Source organism: Sphingobacterium sp. MYb382 (genome assembly GCF_037572665.1).
Taxonomy (GTDB): Bacteria; Bacteroidota; Bacteroidia; order Sphingobacteriales; family Sphingobacteriaceae; genus Sphingobacterium.
Window position 1 is genome coordinate 77,142 of record NZ_JBBGZT010000008.1, and the last position, 19,240, is coordinate 96,381.

Genomic DNA, 19,240 nt, shown 5'->3' on the forward strand with positions numbered 1-19,240 from the left:
GTGGGCATCATTCCTCAAGCCTACATTTCCACACAAACAACAGCAACAATCTTTCTTTATCTAGTCTTATTTAAGCTCATTATTAAGCTTATTGATTAATTTTAATTTGCACTTTTTACATAACTAGGATATTTTTCGTTTCTTTGTAGTCCGAATTAACGAAAAAACATGAGTTGGTTTAAAAGAAACAAAGCCGGTATTAATACCGCAACTGAAAATAAAAAGGAAGCTCCAGACGGGATGTGGAATAAATGTCCAAACTGTAAGAAGCCTTTATTGAATAGCGAGCAGGTTGAAAACAAATTCGTTTGTCAATATTGTGACTACCATATCCGTATTGGTTCCGCTGCTTATTTCTCCATCCTTTTTGATGATAACAACTTCACGGAATTATTTGCAAACTTACGTTCTGGAGACCCTCTTCAGTTTTCCGATACTAAACCTTACCCTGTACGTCTAGCGGATAGCCAAGCGAAAACAGGATTAACGGACGCATTGCGTTCAGGTCACGGAAAGATGAACGGCGAGGATATCGTAATTGCTTGTATGGACTTCACCTTCATTGGTGGTTCTATGGGTTCTGTCGTAGGTGAGAAGATTGCACGTTCTATTGATTATGCAATTGAGCACAAAATTCCATTTATGTTGATCTCTAAATCTGGTGGTGCACGTATGATGGAAGCGGCTTTCTCTTTAATGCAGATGGCAAAAACTTCCGCTAAGCTTGCTTTATTAGCGAAAGCGAAACTTCCGTACGTTTGTTTATTAACAGACCCTACAACAGGTGGAGTAACGGCTTCCTATGCGATGCTAGGTGATATCAATATCGCTGAGCCTGGTGCATTAATCGGCTTCGCTGGTCCACGTGTTATCAAGGAGACCATCAAGAAAGACCTTCCTAAAGGATTCCAAACTTCTGAATTCCTATTGGAGCATGGCTTCTTAGATTTTATCGTCGACAGACGAAACTTAAAAGAAAAAGTATCTGCATACTTACGTTTGATTAAAAAATAACGTAGGTTCATACCAATAAAAAAAACACCATCCCGTTTCATACAGGATGGTGTTTTTTTTATCATACATGGCTAGCGCTTCAAGTAAGACCAGAAAGCCCAGAGCTTACGCTGCTGAAGGTAAGCAAGGTCATGCTCTCTACTATAGGCTTCACGCTCAAATGAAATACGGAAGTAAGCTTTTCTCATATCACGCACAGCGATATAGTGAATAAAAAACTCGATAAAATACCACAGGTAAAAAGGAACAACCAAAAGCTCTAGTGCTTGTGTCAAATGGATGCGTTCGTGATTCAGCAATACACGATCATTCTTCAACGACTTATCCAAGAGCAAAATAAAAGGAAAAAGCGTAATCGCTACCGCCTGTTTACGCGACAGCAAATTTGTCCAAAACTTACTAACGATAATCTTTCCCTTCATTGGCGTAACATTATAGTACAAGCATACAAAATTATTCCCAGTGTGAAAATTTTAAAAATCAAACATACATTGTATATTTGCTTAAAGTAGAATTTAAACTATGCCTTACAAAGAACGCGAAATAAACAAGTTATACTACACCATGGGAGAAGTGACGGAGATGTTCGGTGTCAACGCCTCGCAAATTCGTTTCTATGAGCGTGAGTTTGATGTACTTCAGCCTAAGAAAAACAAAAAAGGAAATCGTCTTTTCACACAAGAAGATATTACCCATTTAAAGATTATCTTCAACTTAGTAAAAGACAAAGGATATACACTTCAAGGAGCGCGTGAGCATTTGCGCAGTAACAAGAATGAGGTAAAAGAAAATCAGCGTGTTATCGACTCTTTGGAGAAATTAAAAGGCTTCCTTTTAGAAGTTCGCGACAACCTATAAGGGGAAACCTAGCGTGTCCCCAATTCAATAACTTGTAAGTTTTCTATACGATCCCCATCAATATCAAAACGCATTAACGTGCGCACTTGATGCCACCCCTGCTTGCCTGCAGCACCTGGATTAAGATGTAAAAGTTGCAGTTTGGGATCGAATTGCACTTTCAAAATGTGAGAATGCCCACAGATAAACAGTTTTGGCGGATTTACGCTAATTTCTGGTTTCACCTGAGCAGCATATCTCCCTGGATATCCACCGATATGTGTCATCCATACATCGACTTCTTCACACCGAAAACGTAAATGCTCTGGACAAGCCTGACGTATCGGCCCGCCATCAATATTACCATATACCCCTTTAAAAGGCTTAAAAGCGGTTAATGCATCCACCACCTCTATGGATCCGAAATCGCCGGCATGCCATACCTCATCGCAATTTTCAAAATGACGAAATACAGCATCATCCAAATAGCTGTGTGTATCCGATAAAAGTCCTATCTTCTTCATATAATTCTTAACACAAATTTAAAAAGCTAGAAAAAATGGCTTTAACACCGTTTTATAAGCTTCCGAATAAACACCACGTTCTGCATAAATAGCCAAGCCATCCTGTTGTAATCTCTTCTCTTCTTTACCAATTTTTAAAATCTTACGAATCACAGGCTCTTCGGCAAAAGAACGTATTTCAAGCTCCGCTTGAAGAAACAACTGATGCATAGGCAATAGTGTTGCCACCATCCAATCAGCAAGCTCCGTAGGTACGATACAATGAAAACTTCCATTATCGTTTAATTTTGCTGCAACGAAAGCGATAAGCTTCTCAAAAAAGGGAGCGTCGGCATGTCGAGCTAATTTTTTGCGTGCATCGGGATTATGCAGCGCATTGGTATAAAAAGGAGGATTAGAAACAATCAAGTCATACCGCGTATCGCTATCCTGATAAGCTTCAAAAGAACCTTCCAATACCTGCATGCTATTGGTGAAAGGAGCAACTTCAAAATTATAAGCAGCCTGCTGCGCAGCAACCTCATCGATCTCTATGGCGTCTACTGCTGCGCCAGGATAACGCTGAGCAAGCATAAGCGCTATCACGCCTGTGCCTGTTCCTATATCTAAAACAGCGCTCACATTGGCTTCTGTAGCCCATCCACCCAGCAACACACCATCTGTATTAATCTTCATGGCACAGTTGCCCTGATCAACCACAAATTGTTTAAATTTAAAAACAGAACCCATAGCGCAAAGTTACTCTTAAATTTGAAAGCAAATTCTGCATTTTAAGAAACAAATAAAAATTCATAATTTGGTGCAGATATCTACTTTATGTTCAGACTATATCTTATTTCCCTATTCTTATATTTTCCTATTTTCAGCTTTGCTGGAATGGAAAATCCGCCGCCTACAGGCTGCGAGCAAAGTACAAAAACGGCGCTAGACAAGCTTGTGCCAATGTTTACAAAAAACCATTTTGAGGAACTAGAAACGATACTCGCTAGTGTCGACAACGATTGTGGCGAAAGTGAGTTTACGCTACGCCTCCGTATCCTACGTGCTTTACTGGAGCAAAAAGAAACATTGCCTCTTATCAACAGTTATTATGCTAAAAACTATCCAGAGGTTCTGATTATGCGTTGGGACTACAGTGTGGAGCAAAAAAGAGCAGAAATATACCATAATAATAAAGCCGACTTTAACTTCGTTCCACTGCGCCACGCTATTGATTCCTTGGTACAGCTGAAATCGCAGGCTCTACTACAATCGCCTACGTTCAATTTAAAGCCAGAGGAAAAACAAATCACCCTACTATTCGCCGATCGCATAAACGAATTTAGTGACCTCTTCGAAAAGAATAACAACACTGCATTGCCGCGAAGAAAAACAAGCCCATTAAATATGTCCTTTGTTGATAAAGAACGTTCAGGGGTAAGTATCTATGCCGGAGCAGAGACATCGATTGGAGGCTCTAGACCAATATTCCGCACCAATCCTACGTTCGGTCTGATGTTCTCCTCAAGGCTATCGAGCGATTTTCTTTATGAAATAGGTGCAAAAGTTCGTATCAACAGCAATGATCGTGATTTTGACTATCTACTGTATGGAAGAACAGAAACAATAAATTCGAGTGCTAGCTACAGCTTTGGTGGTAGCCTTGGTTATAAACTATACGACAATAACGATTGGATTTTCTACCCTAAGGTAGGTATATACTGGGAGTCTACTGCCACAGGCTTATCGGAGGTCATCGATTCCGATAATTGGTGGGGCAATGAGTATTACAACTCGAGTAGCATCAAATTTCACAATGTAAACACGATGCGCAGCTCTTTAGGCTTTGCAACAATGCGCCATATAAAAGGCAAACAATATATCGGTTTAGAAGCATCCTACCATTATATCCCTTACAATTGGGATAACAGCCTGCTCACAAATATTCAACCGAACTACGCAAGCTTACAGTTGTTCTATCGCTTTTAAGCAGTTTGTCTAACAAATAAAAAAAACGAATCTCTATTGCGGAGATTCGTTTTTTAGTTTAGCTTGTTCTTCTTTCTCTTTTAGGTATAGCACACGATCAGCGTCATCCATTTCATCTTCCATCTCTTCATCCGCTTTGTGGCGTCTCATCTTTATAATAGGGTGCTCTTGCGTCCCTTTAACAGAAAAAGGAATACCGAGGATTCCCCATGGTGGCAGCCCTAGGCGCATCGCTAAATCCAATTTACCATCAAGACTTACTTTCCCTTCGAATCGTGGACGGAAACCAGCCATTTTCATCTTTGTACGCTCTAGTGTCAAGGTATTATTTTTTACTGATGAGCGAACGACTACTTTGTTTACAGACGGGTTTATCAGCTGATCACGATCTGTTTCTTTAGCAATAGCATTCAATAACTTAAATCCTTTAAAAGAAATATCTTCTAGCGTTAATGTACCCGTTCCTTCTAACGAGCGAAGGATTGGACTCATGTTATCATCCAAGAGACCGCCCAGCTTATAGTCTAAGGACACAAGACCAAAAGCACTTTTCGCAGAAGTCACCATTTCTTTAAACAACGGGATTTCATGATACGCCTTTTGTATGTCAAACTTATCAGCTTTAACTTCATAATTAAAATAAGCTTTCTTCGCATGAATAGGCTTATAGACTCCCGCCATCAGCACATCCATCCCCGCAAGGTGAAATCCAGTACTATCAAGCTCCAATCGTCCCTTATTAAGGAGAACCTTTCCTTTAAAGTTTTTGATTGCTATCTTATTATAGAGCATTTTCTGAATGCTACTTTTCAGTGTTAAATCAACATTTTTAGGTAACATAACCACCCCCGATGCCGCTTGTTGACTCGTCGTGCTAACCGATGATGGGCCTGCAAAAGCCATAAAATCATCAATATCTAAAGCATTACTATTCACTTCGAAACTCCCTTTAACCGTTTGGTCAGTAGTCACGTAAGCAATGATATTATCTAGCGCTCCTTTAGCGGTGAATTTATTCTTCCCGTAACGTCCCTTAAAATTAACAAAGTCTAACTTTTCATTGTTGAAACGGAAATTCCCTTGGGATATAACAAACGGTTTTGGAAACGCGCTATGCTTCACCTGAATGTTACCTACATCGATGCTTCCTTTATTTTTTAAACGATTATAACGGCCACTGACCGCATCACTTTGTAGACCTGCTAATTGGAAATCAGTCTTAACACGTCCGTTTACATTAACCCCATCTACAGCGAAAATTTTATATAAAGGAGCTAACTCAACAACACCTTTAGAAACGACCTCATAGCGGATGTTATCGAAATTCTTCAAATCGGCATTTAAGAAAAATGGCTGCTTATTGACTTCAAAAGAGATAGGTACAATACGCACCGACAGGTCGCGCATAGAGCCACGTTCACTTTTTATATAGGCTTCGACCTTCACGTTGGTAAGTGGCACTGGCGATGCAGCGACTTTCAAATAACCATCATTCATCTTGATGGTGGTATTGATAACAGGAATAATCTTTTTGCTGAAATCTAACTTACCTTTAGTAATCACCTCGGCAAATAAATTACCCTTGATATCCATATCTTCCAATGGATAAATATCTTTTATATCCCCTAAATCAACTTTAGCCTCTGCATTTGCTTCTACATCAAAAGAAGTCAACCCTTTTAAATGGATAAAGCCTTTGAGGTAGTTTGATAGCGCTGTTATCTGGATGTTCTGAATTTTAGTATCGATGTTTGCTACGTTATGATCCTTAGAAACGGCTGTTAGTTCATACTCGGCAAGGTCTATCGCTTTTGGCATCTGATCAAGCTTTAAGTACCCTCCTTTTAAAGAGCTCTCAATCTGGAAAGTAGGAATCGAAAGGATTTTCGACACCTGTTTACCTTTCTTAACGGCTGCTGTGAGGTCTTCTGTTTCATAAGTACCCTCTATCAAAGCCTTCAAGATAAAGTCGCCCTTAGCGGTAAGACCGTTCCAGCCTACTGCCTTTTGTAGATCGTCGAGCAACAGATGGGAATCGGTGGTCGATTTAATGGTGAACGGGTTAAATCCGCCGATATTGGTCGTGGTATTGAAATATCCCGACCCCAGCTTGAAGGCCATCTTGTTTAAGTCTACCTTAAGCGAGTCAAAATTAAGCGCCGGCATATCAATCTTAAAGTCGAGTTCTAGATTTTCTAACGGTACCGCCGTCTTGTTGTAAGCCATAAGCCCCTTGTCAATCTGCAAGCCGAAATTGAAATCAGGCTTTAAATTTTCTTCAACGCTATATTTCCCGATAAGATTCAAGAACAAGGCAACGTCTCCTTTAAGGTCAGTTTGCGCTAACCAGTGATTATATGATTTCGGAACCAATGACAGTAGATTGGCAAAGGTGCTTTTCTCCGATTTCAACTGTAAGTCGATATCATAGCCATTAGACAAAAAGCTGAAAGCCCCTTTAAAGCTTATCGGAAGTTTATTAATTTTTAAATCATTACGCTCGAAGACAAATGCTAAATTGTTTGTATTAATCTTGGTAAGCAACTGAGCGTGTACCTCTTTTTGATCGACGTAGGTTTCTCCGTCGTATTTTAAGGTAAGCGCTTCTATATCGGCATGTGTTTTTAAATCGAATACCGCTTTACTTAAATCCCCTTGACCATCGTAATTAAATCCTGTAGTACTGATTTCCATCGGTATGGAAGCGTCTGCATAAGAAAAATCCGAATCTATCACTTGAATTCGCTTAATGGCCAAACCTGAAGAAGAATCGTCCTCCTTGTTATCATCCCCCTTGCTATCCGTACCTTTATATACGTTATAGTTGGCTTCTCCATTTTCGGCTACTTGCACTTTAATTTGCGCCTTTTGCAGGTAGATACCATCAATCTTAATTTGATTCGAAAAGAGACTCAACAAATCAATACCTAAACTAAAACGCTCCGCTTTGATTAAGCTCTCTTGCTGAAAAGGAGCTGACCCTTTTAAATCCACCTGATGAATGGTAGCCGTTAACACCGGAAAGTGCTGAAAAAAGCTTAAGTCCATGTCTCCATAATCAATGCTGCCATGCAGATTCTCATTGATGATGTCTTTAACTTTTTTATTGATGCTATCTTTGAAAAAATAGGGAATGCTGACCATAGCGATCAACACTACGGCTAAAAAGATACCCACTACTTTAGCTATTTTTTTAAGGATTCTAAGAAGATTTTCCTGTTTCATATATGGATGTAAAACTGCCTACCAAGCGCGGCAAAGATACATAAAATAGGAAAGCCCCGTTTAATCCCCCCTTTATTATAAACAACTAAAAAACAATAATTTGTGCAGAAAGCTAGAAAAGTCAGGTTAAAAAAATCCCGATCGGTCTAGATCGGGATTTTTTTATTAATGTTTCAGCAAGCGCTGAATTTCATCTAATTTCATTAAAGCCTCAACAGGCGTTAGTGTATTCACATCTAAATTGTTGAGCATATCGCGAATCTTCTCCAAAACAGGATCATCGATTGCAAACATCTGTAGCTGATAAGCTTGCTTCTGTATCTTACGCATACTATCTTTAATCTGCTCACCGCCCGTGCGCTCCTGTTCAAGGCGCTTCAAGATCTCTCCAGCACGGCCAATCAACTTAGCCGGCATACCCGCCAACTTAGCGACATGGATACCAAAGCTATGCTCAGAGCCACCAGGAACAAGCTTACGTAAAAAGATAACCTTATTATTAAGCTCTTTGACAGTTACATTGAAATTCTTAATGCGCGCCATCGAGGTAGTCAGCTCGTTCAATTCATGGTAGTGCGTGGCAAATAAAGTCTTCGCGCGTGCTGTCGGGTGGTTATGTAAAAACTCCGCAATAGCCCAAGCGATGGAAATACCATCATAGGTGCTCGTACCACGACCAATTTCATCCAGCAAAATAAGGGAACGATCAGAAAGATTGTTCATGATGCTCGCTGTTTCATTCATCTCCACCATAAATGTAGACTCGCCCGACGATAAATTGTCGGAAGCCCCTACACGGGTAAAAATCTTATCTACCAAACCGATATGTGCCTCCTTAGCAGGTACAAAACATCCTATCTGCGCCATCAGCACGATAAGCCCTGTTTGACGTAGCAAAGCCGACTTACCCGCCATGTTGGGACCAGTGATGATAATGATTTGTTGTGTCTCAGGGTCTAAGAACGTATCATTGGTGATGTAATCTTCACCTATCGGCAGGTTACGCTCAATAACGGGATGTCGACCGCCTTTAATATCCAGCAGACGGCTTGTACTAATCTCAGGCTTTACGTAATAATTTTTCTCCGCAATCAATGCGAAATTCAATAAAACATCAAGCTTCGCAATCAGCTGAGCATTAAGCTGAATAGGCTTAATGTAAGCCGCAATATCGGCCAATAATGTAGCGTAAATACGTTGCTCAATAGCTTGTATTTTCTCCTCAGCACCTAAAATCTGCTCTTCGTACTCTTTAAGTTCCTCCGTGATATAACGTTCCGCATTGACTAAAGTCTGCTTACGAATCCATCCTTCAGGAACTTTATCTTTATGTGTATTGGTAACTTCAAGGTAATACCCGAAGACATTATTAAAGGCTATTTTTAAAGAAGGAATACCTGTTGCTTCCGACTCACGACGCTGAATTTCTAAAAGATAACCTTTACCACCAAAAGCTACTTTACGCAACTTGTCTAAGTCCTCATCAACACCATCGGCAATAACGCCTCCTTTATTAATGGCTACTGGCGGCTCTGGGTGTACCGTCTTTTCAATAACAGCACGAATATCATGGCAAGCATCCAGCTGCGCAGAAATAGTCGTTAATGCTGGTGAAGCCTTTATATCCGTTAATTCTTTTAGCTTCTCTACCGCATAGAGCGCTCTTTTGAGCTGCGTTATTTCACGTGGATTAGCTCTCAACAAACCGATTTTCGAAATCAATCGCTCCAAGTCGCCGACCTGCTTAATATGTGAAATTAGCTCCTCGCGCAACGATTGCTCTTTAAACAAGTATTCCACCACATTGAGGCGTTCTTGAATAGACTTAAGATCTTTTAACGGCATCACAATCCAGCGCTTTAACAAACGAGCACCCATCGGTGAAGCCGTTTGGTCCAACACATCCGATAGGGTAATCGCATTTTCATTGGCGGAGCCAATCAACTCCAAGTTGCGAATCGTAAAACGATCTAACCACATAAAGCGATCTTCTTCGATACGTGCTATATGGGAAATATGACTTAAGTTACGATGTTCCGTTTCATTCAAATAGTGCAGGGCTACGCCCGCCGCCACAATACCGACCGTCATGCGCTCGATACCGAAGCCTTTCATAGACATGACCTCGAAGTGCTTCAATAGAGCCTCCGAAGCATAATCACCCGTGTATGGCCATTCGTCTAAGGTATACGTATAGTAATTACCGCCAAAAAGCTCAACAAACTCATTGTATTGTTTTTTCGGTAGAATAACCTCTGTAGGTTTAAACCCTTGCAGCAGTTTATCGATATATCCTTCACTTCCTTGGGCTACTAAAAACTCACCGGTAGAGATATCTAAAAAAGAAACACCATATAGGCCTTTCTCTCCGAATACGGAAGCAAGGTAATTGTTTGATTTTTGCTGAACGATGTTGTCACTATAAGAAACCCCTGGTGTCACCAACTCGGTTACTCCACGCTTCACAATAGTTTTCGTTTGCTTAGGATCTTCCAGCTGGTCGCAAATAGCGACACGCTGACCGGCGCGCACCAACTTAGGCAAATACGTCTCTAAGGAATGATGCGGAAAACCCGCTAATGCGGTTTCCGATTCCGATCCGTTGCCACGTTTGGTTAAGACAATACCCAATATCCCGGCAGCCTTAATGGCATCCTCTCCAAATGTCTCATAAAAATCCCCCACTCTGAACAATAACAAGGCACCAGGATACTTGGCCTTGATTGTATTATATTGTTGCATTAAAGGAGTTTGCTTCTTCTCTTTCACCGATGTATGTGGATTTTAGTAAACCGTAAAAATAAGGGAAATGGCTGGATTTGACAAGTTGTAAACCTAGACCACCATAACTTTAAAATCTTGAAAGCGCAGGGCGCGGTCTCCGATAGCACCTTCAGGCGTTTGCACCCCTTTCAACACCGAAGTCTGCCCTTTCTCCAACAGATTTTTCATTTCTTTTTCTTCGAGGAATACCCCTTGCAAAGTACGCCAAATCTTAAAGTCGCAACCGCGTGCATAGCAATCACATTGCGCTACTTTATCGTACAATTGGATATGACCTGATGCACACTTAGGACATTTAATCTTCCCCTTTTGCAGCGGCTTTAATTCCTCATGCTGAATGCTGATGCGCAACTGGAGCAACTCCTTCGTGATACGCTCCGTATAGTCCTTGATATGCTTCATAAACACATCGTAAGAAACCTTATTGGCGCGCATCTCTTCAAGCTTCTGCTCCCATTTTCCCGTGAGGGTAACCTTCGCAATCGAACGGTCCTTCACTAGGTTATACACCGTCAATCCCTTGTCTGTCGGGATTAACTTCTTCTTATCTCTTTTTATATAGTCGCGTTGAAAGAGCGTCTCAATGGTTGCTGCACGGGTAGCCGGCGTTCCCAATCCACAATCTTTCATGGCCTGGCGCATCTCATCGTCATCAATCTCTTTACCGGAAGTCTCCATCGCTTTCAACAAAGATGCTTCCGTGTGAATAGGGCGTGCTTTAGTAAAACGCTCAGCAAGCTCTAAACTCAAAATCGTGAGCATCTCCTCTGCGATAAGCTTTGGCAACTGCGCATTTTCTTGATCTTGATCTTCGGTATTTTTATCGTCGTCAGGAAGCTCCACCTGATCGGCAGATAGGCGCCATCCGTACTGACGGATTACCGTTCCTTTAGCGATAAGCTCCAGTCCAGCAGCATCAATTAAAACGGTTGTAATATCTTTTAAACAAACCTCCGAGAAACTTTCCACCATCCGCTTGGCAATCATATTGTATATCTGTTGCTGCTCTTTCGGCATTGGCCCTGGCTTCTCATCCGTCACCAAAAGGGCGTGGTGATCTGTTACCTTTTTCTCATCTACGGAACGTTTATTAAGCTTTGCCCCGATCAGGTTGCGTGAAATAGCCGCTATATGCTCTTCGGCGGTATCCGCCAAATGAATAAAGAGGTCATTAATTTGCTCAAAAACATCCTCGCCAATATAACGAGAACCTGTACGCGGATAGGTGATTACCTTTTTCTCATACAAGGTTTGTGCAATATTTAAAGTTTGATCGGCCGAGTAGCCATATTTCTTATTAGCATCCTGCTGCAGTGAGGTCAAGTCAAAAAGTAAAGGAGGCTGCTCCTTCGTCTCTTTTGCTTCGACTTTCACGACTTTAGCCTCGCTACCCACCGTAATCTTAGCGAGTGCCACTTCGGCATCTTCCTTTTTATCAATCTTATTGGACGTCGCTTTGAATGCTATATTATCCTTTTCGAAGCCTCCTTGAATTTTAAAGAATGCCTGCGGCTTAAAATCTTTATTCTCTAAATAGCGTGAACAAATCATGGCTAAGGTTGGCGTCTGCACACGACCTAGCGATAGCAATCCACGATTACCAGCAGCTAACGTCAATGCCTGTGTTGCATTAATACCAATCAACCAATCGGATTCAGAACGAGAACGTGCCGACATATATAAACTATCGTATTCCGTTCCTGCCTTCAGGTTGGCAAACCCTTCCTTTATGGCTTTATCCGTTTGCGAAGAAATCCATAAGCGTTTAAAAGGCACTTTAGATTGTAAAAAATAATAGATGTTACGGAAAATCAATTCTCCCTCGCGCCCCGCATCCGTTGCTACAATAACTTCCGTAGCCTCATCTAAGAGTCTTTTGATTGTATTCAATTGTTTAACGGCGCCAGCATCATCCATCTGTTTACCGTCCTTTTTAACCTTTTTTGCTTCTAGGCGAAAAGTCGTTGGCACGATAGGCAAATTGGCTATTGACCATGTCGCATAGCCATAAGCTTGTGGTTGACATAGCTGCACCAGATGCCCAAAAGCATAGGTAAAAGCATAGCCATTACCACTGATGTAACCGTCTTTCACTTCTTTTGCGCCCATCACACGCGCCAAATCCCTTGCTACCGAAGGTTTCTCTGCTATGACTACTATCATCTATCTCCTCTGTATTGCATATATTATCCTTCGGTTGCTACAGACGCCAATGCCCCTTAGCGCACAGCATGTAGCAGCCGAATTATTTATTTTTATAATTAATCAGTTTAGGCTTTTCCTAATCCAAGGAAGCAATTGATATTCCTTGAATCTTACGGTATAAATCCACCGCGTATACATCCGTCATACCCGATACGTAATCCAAAACGGCACGAATCTTACTGTATGGATCCTCTTTATCGGTATGGAATTGCGCAGGAATCATGGCTACTAATTTTTTGTCCAGCAATGTTTTTCTAGTCTTTAAGTAGGCTGGTACAAACTCTTCCAACAAAGCATTCATCACTTTAAAACCTGCAACTTCAATCTGAACAACCGTAGGTGCATTATAAATCTCTCTGACCGAAAGCTTCGATATCTTCTTCATCTGTGCCACAATTGGCGCATCCAAAGCATCCATCAAGGAGCTCTCAAATCGACCAGCGAGCAATTTCTCTTGCTCGCGCGCAAAAACTTCCACAGAACCTTGAATCAAGGTGTTTATGGCTTTAGCACGCAACAGCTCCACACGGCTACCTGGATCGGCAAGGCCGTCTAAGCGCTCTCGAAGATTTTCCCCTCCGCATAATGGAAGCAACAATTCTTCTACCGTTTGGTAAGATAATATTTTAAGGTGATGTGCATCTTCTAAATCAATGATATTATAGCAAATATCATCAGCAGCCTCCACCAAGTATACCAATGGGTGTCGCAGGTAGCATGCTGGATTTGCAGGATCTTTCTCCAAACCGAGCTCTACAGCGATACGCTCAAAAATAGAACGCTCTCCTTCGAAGAAACCATATTTTTTACGATGATGACTTCCCTGCACATGCCCGTCAATAGCGGCACAAGGGTATTTCACAATAGAAGCCAACGTAGCATAGGTTAAGGCAAATCCTTTTTCATCTTTACCAGGGAAAGCATGCGTCAAAATACGCAATGCATTAGCATTTCCTTCGAAGTGTGTTAAGTCTTCCCATTGCTCTTTACTCACCTGATCGCGGTACTTCTGCCCTTCCCCTTCGGTGAAGTAGGAAGAAATTGCGGCTTCGCCGGAATGTCCAAAGGCCGGATTACCTAAATCGTGTGACAAACAAGCGGCAGAAATAATATTTCCTACCTCTTGCAAGAAAGGGTATTTCTCGTCTACAGCAGGGTCTCTTTGTTTCATAACTTTATAAAACAAACGACCCAACGAACGGCCTACACTGGCAACCTCCAAGCTATGTGTCAATCTGTTATGCACAAACACAGCTCCAGGTAAAGGAAATACCTGCGTCTTATTCTGCAAACGCCGAAAAGGGGATGAAAAAATTAAACGGTCATAATCCCGTTGGAACTCCGAACGAGCGTCCAATGGATCTTTAACTTCACGATGTTCATACCCCCAACGTTTTGCGGATAGCAGCTGTTTCCAATTCATCTAACAAAATTTATGCTTGTAGCAAATATAAGATTTCTTAAACAGAGGCAGGGAAAAGATTAGCTACTCTTAGCTATGATTTTTCTAAATGTCCCTATTTTTTTGTATTTTTATAAGACAGACCTCTCATATTATGGCACATTATAAACTACCCGACGTAAGCGACTTCAACCAGCAAATAGCAGGCAAAAACACGCATTTATTGATTCTGCAAAACAGAAGAGGCATGCAAGTGGCCTTAACAGATTATGGTGCGCGTATTGTCAGTATTTTAGTGCCCGACACCAACGGAAACCTTACCGACGTGGTGCTAGGATTCAACTCCTTGGCGGACTACATCAAGGCTGACGAGCAGTATCACGGCGCAACAATTGGCCGCTACGCAAACCGTATTGCTAATGGACAGTTTACCTTAGATGGAAAAACCTATACTTTGGCAAAAAACAACGGCAACAACAACCTACACGGCGGCCCCAATGGGTTTCATAATCAAGTGTGGGATAGACAGGTATCCTTCAAAAATAGAGTAGACTTTTATTATGTTTCCCCCGACGGGGAAGAAGGATTCCCTGGTGCGCTAACAGTCAATGTATCGTACGAGCTTAACGACGACAATGAAATCACCATTCGCTACAAAGCGGAAACGACAAAGAAAACACTCGTCAACTTGACCAACCATGCCTACTTCAACCTCAACGGTGAAGGGCATAGCGATATTTTACATCATTTTGTACATATACCGTCCACCGACTACCTGCCCATCGACGAGCATGCCATCCCATTCGGTTTCGAATCGTCGGTAGAAGAAAGTCCGTTCGACTTCCGCGAAGCGAAACCCATCTCTGAAGGAATACTGGCCGACGATGAACAGCTTACGCGCGGCAATGGTTTTGACCATACCTATATCAACACACAAAACCCTTCACAGGTTGCGGCCACAGCTTTTTCGAAGATATCAGGTATTCAACTCGAAGTATATACGACCGAACCAGGCATACAATTCTATACGGGTAACTTCCTATCCGGTAAGGACACCGGTAAATCAGGAACGACCTATGGTGCTCGCACAGGTTTTTGTTTCGAGACACAACATTATCCAGACAGCCCGAATCAGGAAAATTTTCCATCTACCGTTTTGGATGTTGGTGAAACCTACCTGTCGGAAACACGCTATAAATTCTGCATAAAAAAAGTGGTTTAAGAAATTAAACCACTTTTTTAAAACCACAATACGTTAGCGATTAACGTACTAACTCGGCTAATGCTTTTTCGACTTTATCAAAGCCGAAGCCTGCTTTAACCTCATCAAACATACGCTGAATCTGGTCGTTGCATAAGTTGCCGATACTCCCCTCATGGGTATGTGCGACCTCTTTTGCCGGCTTAAATGTTCCATTATCGATATCCAATCCAATCTGGCGATAAGCCTCACGGAACGGTACTCCTTTTAATACTTCATTATTTACGACTTCAACGCTAAACAAATAGTCGTATTTAGGATCATCTAAAATCTGATCTTTAATACTGATATTTTCCAGCATGAAAGTAGCAATCTCCAAGCAGTCGCTCAACGAACGGAAAGCTGGGAAAAGATTTTCTTTTAATAATTGTAAATCGCGGTGATAACCTGATGGTAAATTGGTCGTCATCAAGGCGATCTCATTTGGCAATGCTTGAATCTTATTGCAACGCGAACGAATAAGCTCAAAAACATCGGGATTTTTCTTGTGCGGCATAATACTCGACCCTGTTGTCAAATGTGCAGGGAACGATATAAAACCGAAGTTTTGATTGATAAACAAACAAACATCCATGGCGAATTTAGCCAAAGTAGCCGCGATAGCGCTCATCCCCTGTGCGAGGATACGCTCCGTTTTACCACGCCCCATTTGTGCGTAAACGACGTTATAATTTAAGTCTTCAAAGCCTAAAAGCTCCGTCGTCATCGTACGGTTAAGCGGAAACGAAGAACCATAACCAGCAGCAGAACCCAACGGATTTTTGTTACATATTTTCCATGAAGCCTTCAACAGCTCTAAATCGTCTACTAAACTCTCTGCATAAGCACCAAACCACAACCCGAAAGAAGATGGCATAGCGATTTGCAAATGTGTATATCCAGGCAATAGAACTGCCTTGTGCTCCTCACTCAGTTTCAACAACTGGTTGAATAGCTTTTCCGTCTGTCCTACTAAATGTTGAATCTCCGAGCGGAAGTACAATTTCAAATCCACCAGCACTTGATCATTACGGGAACGTCCAGAATGGATTTTCTTACCAGCCTCCCCTATACGTTCCGTTAAAAGCATCTCTACCTGCGAATGTACATCCTCTACAGAATCTTCAATCACAAAATCACCGGCAAGCACCTCTTTATAGATAGCCTTAAGTTCTTTTTGTACAACCGCCAAATCAGTGTCGGTCATCAGGTTGATGCTATTCAGCATACGGGTATGTGCTAAGGAGCCTAAAACATCGGCTTCCGCCAAATGAAGATCCATCGCTCGATCATTGCCCACCGTAAAGGACTCTACAAAAGAGTCTACATCAATATTTTTCTGCCAAATTTTCATGCTTATGGTTTTGTTATCGCAAAAATATTGAATCTTAAACAATAATCAGCCTAATATCACGGAAAGATTTTCAAAAACTAAACATCCTGAATTGCGATAAATACTGAAAATAAAAACCATGTTTAAACATGTAGTTACAAGATAATTCTTAAACTATCTTCGTTTCTGCGCAGAAAACAAAGATAAAAAGTAACCACTCACTTTTTTTTAAAATAACTCTTTGCACAAATACTTTATATACCTATGTTTGTAATGTAAAGGGGAAATGGAAAATACAAAAATGAAGCACAGTGAGTTAATACTCACAACTTTATTTACCAAGTAAAAAACTAATTTTGATAGACGGAGGTCTTAAAACTTAAAAAAATACAACTAACCATTTATAAACTAATTTTGTTCTGAAAAGCGTATCCTGACCTGTGATACGCTTTTTTGTTATACCTCATTCTTCGTGTTGTTAACGCAAATTTAAAGCTACATTAATCGATAATTACGATTAATTGCTATCTTTGTTACATAGGTGATTATAGGTAATCACATCATAATATTACAACTATGGGAACAGAAAGCAAGAGACAACAACGCTTTGCGGGAGTAATCCAGCAAGATCTAGCCGAACTTTTTCAACGTGACGGGAGCAACTGGGCACCAGGAGCTTTCTTAACCGTAACCAAGGTTAGAGTAACTCCCGATTTGGCTATCGCTCGCGTTTACCTAAGTTTCTTAAACACTAAAACTGCTAAAGAAGACTTAGAGCAGGTGCGTAAGAAAACAACAGAAATTCGATACAAACTAGGTGAACGTATCAAACATCAAGCGCGGATTGTTCCTCAATTGGAATTCTTCCTCGATGATACGAACGAATATGTGGAACACATGGATAAAATATTCGAAGAGATAAGTAAAGAAACTAGACAACCAGATTAAACATCTGGTTTTTTTTTACCTTTACTTTTGCGTCTATGGCTTATTCAATTGATGAACAACTGGTTTTCCCGCACCCTTCGTTAGCTGATGACGATGGATTGCTGGCCATCGGTGGAGACCTCTCTACCGACAGACTACTCTTGGCCTATCAACACGGCATCTTTCCTTGGTTTTCGAATGATACACCTATACTTTGGTATGCACCGCATCAACGCTTTGTACTAGACCCTAAGAAACTGAAAATTAGCAAGAGTATGCGTCAATTTATACGCAACAGCAAATTTACCGTTCGCGAAAATCAGAACTTCGAGCAGGTCATCAAATATTGTGCAGATAGCTTACGTAAAGACCAAGATGGAACCTGGATCACCAACGATATGCAAAAGGCGTATAGTACGCTCCATAAACTCGGGGTTGCTCATAGCATAGAAACATACGATGAGCATGGCGATTTGGTGGGCGGTTTATACGGTATAAAAATTGGAAATGTTTTCTGCGGAGAAAGTATGTTTGCTAAAAAAAGTAATGCTTCGAAACTAGCTTTCATCTACCTTTGCCAAAAAGAAAGTATTGAGCTGATCGACTGTCAGGTACATACGGAGCATTTAGCATCTTTGGGTGCTGAATTTATAGACGGCGAAGCTTATTATCAAATTCTCCAACAGCAAGAATATACGGCACATGGGATTTAAAGAACACTTTATCATTCCCGAGGGAATGATTTATATGAATACGCCGGGCAACGGCCTAATACCAAAAAAAATACGCGAGTGGCGTGTCGAACGCGACCAAACGTTCTTTGATCCGCGTGTCACACTGCGCGAAGAGCAGACTCCTTTTATACAAGGCGTACGCGAGAGCTTGGCTACTTTCTTTAACACGACAGAAAAGCACGTGTACTGCACGCCGAACTTCTCTTTTGGTTTTAATGTGCTTCTCGATGGATTGCCTAAGCATTTAAAGTTCCTTTTGATTGCTGGCGATTACCCTTCTTTAAACTATCCAATCATCAGCCGTGGGTTTGCTTATGACACTGTCGAACTGAGCATAACGCTTGAAGTAGATATTTGGCAGCATGTGGAACAACAGAAACCAGATGTCCTAGCAATCAGTATTATTCAATATATAAGCGGTGTAAAGATTGACCTCAGCTTCATCAAGAAGCTAAAGGAGGCATTCCCAGATTTACTGATTATTGGCGATGGCACCCAATATTTTGGAACGGAGCCTTTCTCTTTTCCAGCATCAGGATTTGATGCCATTGGTGGTAGCGGTTATAAATGGTTAATGGCGGGCTTTGGCAACGGCTACACCATTCTTAATGAAAAAATGCAAGCTCTTATTTATCAAGAAGCGCAGCAAAAGCAGCGACCAAAGGAGGCGATGTGGAGTAGCAAAACAATCCTACACACCTACTTTGAGCCAGGGCATCAAGATACGCTGAGCCATGGAACGCTCCAACAATCGCTACACTTCCTTACTGAACTGGGGTTAAGCAGGGTACAACAACAACTGCAAGAGACAACAAGCTATGCCTATGAGAAGTTTCAAGAGCATAATTTACTTTTACCGATTGCCGCACAACGCGCAACACAGTCGTCTCTTATTAACGTACAAATAGATCCGAATCATTTCGGAACCTTAATGGCGCAACAGGTACGCTGCTTCCCACGTGGAACAGGCATACGCATCGGTTTACACCTTTACAATGACAAACAGGATATTGACCAACTATTGGCCATTATCGATAAAATATAAAA

Annotated in this window: 15 protein-coding genes; 7 read left to right on the forward strand and 8 right to left on the reverse strand. The window is 41.3% G+C overall.

The window, feature by feature from the left end:
* The first annotated feature begins 168 nt into the window (after nucleotides 1-168).
* The gene (accD, locus tag WH223_RS02270; RefSeq protein WP_340045904.1) at nucleotides 169-1,014 is read left to right on the forward strand and encodes an acetyl-CoA carboxylase, carboxyltransferase subunit beta; all 846 of its coding nucleotides are present in this window, start codon (nucleotides 169-171) and stop codon (nucleotides 1,012-1,014) included.
* 71 nt (nucleotides 1,015-1,085) lie between these two features.
* Here the strand turns inward: accD and WH223_RS02275 are convergent, their stop codons facing one another.
* Nucleotides 1,086-1,436, reverse strand: a complete 351-nt coding sequence (locus WH223_RS02275; RefSeq protein WP_340045905.1) for a hypothetical protein — start codon at nucleotides 1,434-1,436, stop codon at nucleotides 1,086-1,088.
* Nucleotides 1,437-1,536: 100 nt separating this feature from the next.
* On the opposite strand from WH223_RS02275, the gene WH223_RS02280 reads away from it, so the two are divergent.
* Complete coding sequence (locus WH223_RS02280) at nucleotides 1,537-1,872, forward strand: MerR family transcriptional regulator (RefSeq protein WP_340045906.1); 336 nt, start codon at nucleotides 1,537-1,539, stop codon at nucleotides 1,870-1,872.
* An 8-nt stretch (nucleotides 1,873-1,880) separates the two neighbouring features.
* Here the strand turns inward: WH223_RS02280 and WH223_RS02285 are convergent, their stop codons facing one another.
* On the reverse strand, nucleotides 1,881-2,375 hold the full coding sequence (locus WH223_RS02285) for a metallophosphoesterase family protein (RefSeq protein WP_340045907.1): 495 nt from the start codon (nucleotides 2,373-2,375) through the stop codon (nucleotides 1,881-1,883).
* Nucleotides 2,376-2,393: 18 nt separating this feature from the next.
* Entirely contained in the window at nucleotides 2,394-3,104 is a 711-nt protein-coding gene (locus tag WH223_RS02290; RefSeq protein ID WP_340045908.1) for a tRNA1(Val) (adenine(37)-N6)-methyltransferase, read from the reverse strand.
* Between the two features lie 147 nt (nucleotides 3,105-3,251).
* On the opposite strand from WH223_RS02290, the gene WH223_RS02295 reads away from it, so the two are divergent.
* Nucleotides 3,252-4,343 carry a hypothetical protein gene (locus tag WH223_RS02295; protein WP_340045909.1) on the forward strand — a complete coding sequence of 364 codons (1,092 nt, stop codon included), beginning with the start codon at nucleotides 3,252-3,254 and terminating at the stop codon, nucleotides 4,341-4,343.
* A gap of 33 nt (nucleotides 4,344-4,376) precedes the next feature.
* On the opposite strand, the gene WH223_RS02300 is transcribed toward WH223_RS02295, so the two are convergent.
* The 4 genes from WH223_RS02300 to WH223_RS02315 form a co-directional block, all read right to left on the reverse strand.
* The gene (locus WH223_RS02300; protein ID WP_340045910.1) at nucleotides 4,377-7,568 is read right to left on the reverse strand and encodes an AsmA family protein; all 3,192 of its coding nucleotides are present in this window, start codon (nucleotides 7,566-7,568) and stop codon (nucleotides 4,377-4,379) included.
* A gap of 165 nt (nucleotides 7,569-7,733) precedes the next feature.
* Nucleotides 7,734-10,310: a DNA mismatch repair protein MutS gene (mutS, locus tag WH223_RS02305; RefSeq protein ID WP_340046042.1), complete on the reverse strand. Its 2,577-nt coding sequence runs from the start codon at nucleotides 10,308-10,310 to the stop codon at nucleotides 7,734-7,736.
* Nucleotides 10,311-10,403: 93 nt separating this feature from the next.
* The gene (topB, locus tag WH223_RS02310; protein WP_340045911.1) at nucleotides 10,404-12,515 is read right to left on the reverse strand and encodes a type IA DNA topoisomerase; all 2,112 of its coding nucleotides are present in this window, start codon (nucleotides 12,513-12,515) and stop codon (nucleotides 10,404-10,406) included.
* A gap of 118 nt (nucleotides 12,516-12,633) precedes the next feature.
* On the reverse strand, nucleotides 12,634-13,980 hold the full coding sequence (locus WH223_RS02315; protein ID WP_340045912.1) for a deoxyguanosinetriphosphate triphosphohydrolase: 1,347 nt from the start codon (nucleotides 13,978-13,980) through the stop codon (nucleotides 12,634-12,636).
* Nucleotides 13,981-14,113: 133 nt separating this feature from the next.
* Between WH223_RS02315 and WH223_RS02320 the strand changes: the two genes are divergently transcribed.
* Nucleotides 14,114-15,181, forward strand: coding sequence for an aldose epimerase family protein (locus WH223_RS02320; protein WP_340045913.1), 1,068 nt, complete (start codon nucleotides 14,114-14,116; stop codon nucleotides 15,179-15,181).
* Nucleotides 15,182-15,221: 40 nt separating this feature from the next.
* Here WH223_RS02320 and argH read toward each other — a convergent pair whose 3' ends face one another.
* Nucleotides 15,222-16,553, reverse strand: a complete 1,332-nt coding sequence (argH, locus tag WH223_RS02325; RefSeq protein ID WP_340045914.1) for an argininosuccinate lyase — start codon at nucleotides 16,551-16,553, stop codon at nucleotides 15,222-15,224.
* Nucleotides 16,554-17,108: 555 nt separating this feature from the next.
* Between argH and rbfA the strand changes: the two genes are divergently transcribed.
* From rbfA to WH223_RS02340, 3 genes are read left to right on the forward strand one after another with little or no spacing between them, the layout of a single operon-like run.
* A complete protein-coding gene (rbfA, locus tag WH223_RS02330; protein WP_340045915.1) occupies nucleotides 17,109-17,480 on the forward strand; it encodes a 30S ribosome-binding factor RbfA in 372 nt (123 codons plus the stop codon).
* Nucleotides 17,481-17,515: 35 nt separating this feature from the next.
* On the forward strand, nucleotides 17,516-18,172 hold the full coding sequence (gene aat / locus WH223_RS02335; protein WP_340045916.1) for a leucyl/phenylalanyl-tRNA--protein transferase: 657 nt from the start codon (nucleotides 17,516-17,518) through the stop codon (nucleotides 18,170-18,172).
* Nucleotides 18,162-19,238, forward strand: a complete 1,077-nt coding sequence (locus WH223_RS02340) for an aminotransferase class V-fold PLP-dependent enzyme (RefSeq protein WP_340045917.1) — start codon at nucleotides 18,162-18,164, stop codon at nucleotides 19,236-19,238. Before aat ends, WH223_RS02340 begins: the two co-directional genes overlap by 11 nt.
* Nucleotides 19,239-19,240: the final 2 nt, after the last annotated feature.